This window comes from Pseudomonas sp. R62, from assembly GCF_000257605.1.
Taxonomy (GTDB): domain Bacteria; phylum Pseudomonadota; class Gammaproteobacteria; order Pseudomonadales; family Pseudomonadaceae; genus Aquipseudomonas; species Aquipseudomonas atacamensis.
This window is the reverse complement of record NZ_JH635999.1, coordinates 1,167,451-1,170,915: the sequence shown is the minus strand read 5'-3', so window position 1 is coordinate 1,170,915 and position 3,465 is coordinate 1,167,451. Positions and strand designations below refer to the sequence as shown.

4 protein-coding genes are annotated in these 3,465 nt (G+C 58.6%); 1 reads left to right on the top strand and 3 read right to left on the bottom strand.

The window, feature by feature from the left end:
- A partial coding sequence (locus OQK_RS23560; RefSeq protein ID WP_157221963.1) for a fimbria/pilus outer membrane usher protein occupies positions 1-445 on the top strand: 445 nt, incomplete at its 5' end.
- 121 nt (positions 446-566) lie between these two features.
- On the opposite strand, the gene OQK_RS23555 is transcribed toward OQK_RS23560, so the two are convergent.
- From OQK_RS23555 to OQK_RS23545, 3 genes are all read right to left on the bottom strand, one after another.
- Entirely contained in the window at positions 567-1,472 is a 906-nt protein-coding gene (locus OQK_RS23555; RefSeq protein WP_016774575.1) for a LysR family transcriptional regulator, read from the bottom strand.
- A gap of 87 nt (positions 1,473-1,559) precedes the next feature.
- The gene (locus OQK_RS23550; RefSeq protein ID WP_016774574.1) at positions 1,560-2,096 is read right to left on the bottom strand and encodes a 2,4'-dihydroxyacetophenone dioxygenase family protein; all 537 of its coding nucleotides are present in this window, start codon (positions 2,094-2,096) and stop codon (positions 1,560-1,562) included.
- Positions 2,097-2,226: 130 nt separating this feature from the next.
- Positions 2,227-3,339: a glycerol dehydrogenase gene (locus OQK_RS23545; RefSeq protein ID WP_238537281.1), complete on the bottom strand. Its 1,113-nt coding sequence runs from the start codon at positions 3,337-3,339 to the stop codon at positions 2,227-2,229.
- Positions 3,340-3,465 lie beyond the last annotated feature (126 nt).

The window sequence follows — 3,465 nt, the reverse complement described above, 5'->3', positions numbered from 1 at the left end:
CTATTCGGGTGTGAAAACCGGCCTGAACGGCTATGCGGTTCTGCCTAACGCGCAACCGTACCGCGTGAACTGGGTAACGCTGGACACGCGTAACCTGGGCGGTGAGATCGAGCTGGACAATGCCACCCAACAACTGGTGCCAAGACGAGGTTCGGTGGTTCTTGCACGCTTCGAAGGCAGCAAAGGCAGACGCGTCCAGTTCGAACTGTACGATGCCAACGGCCAGCCGATTCCATTCGGCGCGGTGCTGTTGGATAGCGACGGCAAACAACTGGCATTGTCAGATCCGACGGGCAAGGCCCTGGCGCTGGTGACCAAAGATCACGGTGTCATCACCATCAAGTGGCAGGGCAAAAGCTGCCCCGTGCCATACAAGCTGCCGGAAAAGGTCGAAGGCTTGAACTATGAGCAATACCGGTTGGCTTGCGCTTCGAGCCCGAAGTAGACCGACCGCGAACGTGTCACTCTGCGCCCCCTCAGCCAGAACACAGCCCTGATGATTCAGGGCTTTTTAACGCGCAGTTTGAGCATCGCGTTGATCAATACGCTGGCCCCAGAGCTGAACGTCAAGAAACCTTCCACGGATGCTCACGCCACTTGTTCTGAAAAAACTCGATGAACACTCGTATCCGTGGACTCAAATGCTTGCGATCCGAATAAAGCAGATAGATCGGCTCGACCACACCCGTTTTGAAATCCTCAAGCAACGGCACCAGCGTTCCCGCTTTTACATCAAGCCCGATATGAAAGTCCGCAAGCTTCACCACGCCAGCACCTGACAGCGCCATGTCGCGCAACAGATCGCCTTGAGTAAAAGACGCGCTGGCGGTCACCGGTACCGAGACGCCGTCTCCATCCTGCAAAAATGACCATTTGTTCCACGGGCTGACGAAGCTGAAATTGAAGCAACGATGATTCAGCAAATCTGCGGGTGTGGTTGGTGTGCCGTGTTCAGCCAGGTACTGCGGTGAGGCACAGATCAGCCATTCACATTCGCCGATGCGTCTGGCAATGCGTGATGAGCTGGGCAATACGCCGCTGTGGATGGCGATATCCAGCCCTTGCTCGAAGTGATCGACGAATTGCGCACCGAGTTGAATCTCAACGTCCAGTGAGGGATACAAATCCAGAAATTCGGGCAGCCACGGCACGATCTGGTGTTTGGCGAAAGAGGTCATGGTGTGAATGCGCAGGGTGCCACTGACCCTGGAGGGCAACGCCTCGGCCAGCGAGTCCGCCTCGTTCATGGCTTCGACGACGGCTTTGGCGCTGCGCAGGTAAGCGGCGCCCTCCTCGGTCAGCGTCAGCACGCGCGAGCCGCGCTGGAACAGCCGGACCTGCAAGCGATCTTCCAGGCGGGTGATCAGTTTGCTGACCGCTGATGGCGTCAGGTGATGGGCGCGCGCGGCAGCAGAAAAACTTCCACATTCGGTAGACCAGATAAAAGCGAGTAGCTGCGAATAATTGTCCATGGCCGGTCCTGGCGAAAAGCTTGAAGGCATGTTGTCTCAACGCTCATGAAAAAGCGCGCCGAAGCGCGCTTTTTCCTGGGGTCCGGGTCAGCGAATGAACTGTTCGATGTAGTCGTCCGGCAAACCCAGCGTCTTGTAATGCGCTCGGGCGGCTTCAAGCTTGGTAAACACATCTTCGTAACCCACGGCAACGCCCTGCGGATCGACGTAAGTGTAGCCACCCTGCACGTGGAACCAGGTGATCATTTCACTCACATCCTCGGGGACGAACAGGGTATGCGTTTCACCGGGCGGCTCATAGGCAAAAGACCCCTCCTCCGCGATCCAGTCATGCTCCAGGTAGTACCAGCGACCCTTGAGCACGATCGCATGCACGCCGCCGGTATGGCGGTGACGCGACAGCACGCCGGCCTGACGCACCCGCAAGAGGTTGATGTAATAGCCGCCGCTGGTGTTGAGCAGCAATGGCTTGAAGGAGACAGATTTCGTTACCGGCACCCACAGCGCATCGTCTTCGAGCCACTGCGTCATGACGCCCGGATGCACCATGTCGGGCGTCATGAATGGAACTTGCGGCAACTGGTACGCAATGGCGAGCTCATCAGGTTTAACAGGAGTATTCATTGTCAGGCCTCTAGGTTTTCTTGACGAACTCACAGCACTTGATTGCGCCAGGATTTCGCTTGGGGGAAAGGTTATGGCGTCGCTGTACGGGAGAAAACAGCTACTTGGTCATACCTGTTGTGACACAGGATCACAGCGTCGCGGGCGGCCTCGCGCAGCCTCTGATCAGCCGCGCACCCAGGCTGTCAGCCGCCGCCAATCCTTCCACCAGGCGCTGGTAGGTCAAGGGCGGTTGCATGTTTCTGGCGTATACCGCCGATAAGGTCGCGTCCACGAGGATAGTGATCTGCGCCGTCGTCAATGGCGTGCGCTGACCCAGCTCAGCGAACGTCACAGGCAGCTTCACCGCGTGCAACAGACGCGCGACCTGTTCAATCTCTTCGACCGGTCGCGCCTCCACCGCCATCTGCACCAGCGTGCCGAACGCTACCAGTTCGCCGTGCAGCATCGACGCCATCGCCGGTATCGCGGTCAGCCCCCGAACCAGGGCATGGGACAGTGACAAACCACCGCTCTCGAAACCGACACCGCTAATCAGCACGGTGCCTTCGATGACCCGCTCGACATCATCGGTGAGTTCATGACGACACACCGCCTGATAAGCCGGGACGCCGCACTGCATCAGCGTGTCGAAAACCAGGTTGGTGAGCATCAACGCCGTGTGCAGAGGCGGTGTGCCGAAAGAGTTGTGGCCGCCGGCGGCGTAGCACTGTCGGGCTTCGAATTTCTTGCTGATGGCATCGCCGATCCCGGCCGCGAAGAACCGTGCCGGCGCCTGAACGATGACCTCTGTATCGACAATCACCGCAGCGGGATTCATCTTCAGGAACTCCACTCCCACCACTTTGTGCTCTTCGTCATAAAGCACGATCAGCCGACTCGTTGGCGCGTCACTTGAAGCGATCGTGGGGCAGACAATGATCGGTACGTCGAGATTGGCCGCCAGCCCCTTCGCCGTATCGATGGTCTTGCCACCGCCCAGCGCAATGATCGTGTCGGGGGCGTGCAGCAATGCCTGCTCGGATAACTGCGCAATCGCAGCGCGCGTGCACTCGCCGGGAAACTCGATGTGCAATGGCTCCCATCCCTGGTCCTGCAACGCGGCGCCAACCTGCGGCCATAGATGCCGGGCGACAAACTCATCGCAAAGCACCAGCGGCCGTGATCGGCCCATGTCGTTCAGCACTCTGCCCAATTGGTGCAATGCATTCGGACCCTGCTCGTAGCGCCCGGGAAATCCCATCGTTTTAACCATGACAAACGTCCTCGCAAGAAGTCATCAGCGCATCAACCAGCCGCCCGCGACATCAATCACCTGGCCGGTAATGAAGTCGCTTTCACTTGACGTGAGAAAACACGCCGCCCTCGC

What these genes read in the sequence shown, in the direction of transcription:
- OQK_RS23550 (WP_016774574.1), bottom strand. Translation starts at nt 2,096, where the DNA reads ATGAATACTCCTGTTAAACCTGATGAGCTCGCCATTGCGTACCAGTTG.
- OQK_RS23555 (WP_016774575.1), bottom strand. Translation starts at nt 1,472, where the DNA reads ATGGACAATTATTCGCAGCTACTCGCTTTTATCTGGTCTACCGAATGT.
- OQK_RS23545 (WP_238537281.1), bottom strand. Translation starts at nt 3,339, where the DNA reads ATGGGATTTCCCGGGCGCTACGAGCAGGGTCCGAATGCATTGCACCAA.